A 525-nucleotide genomic window follows, 5' to 3' on the forward strand; every position below is an offset into this window, starting at 1 on the left:
CAGATTAGCACGTCCTTCATCGCCTCTGACTGCCTGGGCATCCACCGTGTACGCTTGGTCGCTTAACCTCACAACCCACAGGCGTTTTTCAGCGCTGCAGACTGCAAGCATTTGAGAGACCCGACCGCGTCGCGTTTTTCATTCCTGTTACAGAGAATGAAAACGACACGTCGTTTCAATTTTCAGCTTGTTCCGGATTGTTAAAGAGCAAATATCTTAAACATGACTCGTAAGTCATCTTTAAGATATGAGGGCAACATCTTTCACCTGTCACCAAGCTTTGGCGTCCCCTAGGGGATTCGAACCCCTGTTACCGCCGTGAAAGGGCGATGTCCTGGGCCTCTAGACGAAGGGGACAATTAAGTCTGTCTTCGAAAGACACTTTGCTCGTTATTTTCTATCAGACAATCTGTGTGAGCACTGCGCCGGAAGGTATCTTCAGGTAAGGAGGTGATCCAACCGCAGGTTCCCCTACGGTTACCTTGTTACGACTTCACCCCAGTCATGAATCACAAAGTGGTAAGC

Annotated in this window: 1 tRNA gene and 1 rRNA gene; both read right to left on the reverse strand. The window is 49.1% G+C overall.

Going from position 1 to position 525, the window contains the following annotated elements:
• Window positions 1–281: 281 nt before the first annotated feature.
• Window positions 282–357, reverse strand: a tRNA-Glu gene (locus QSK07_RS22670).
• Window positions 358–443: 86 nt separating this feature from the next.
• Window positions 444–525 (reverse strand): 16S ribosomal RNA (locus QSK07_RS22675); the annotation flags it as partial.

The sequence above is a fragment of the Pantoea sp. QMID4 genome (genome assembly GCF_030270445.1).
Taxonomy (GTDB): domain Bacteria; phylum Pseudomonadota; class Gammaproteobacteria; order Enterobacterales; family Enterobacteriaceae; genus Pantoea; species Pantoea vagans.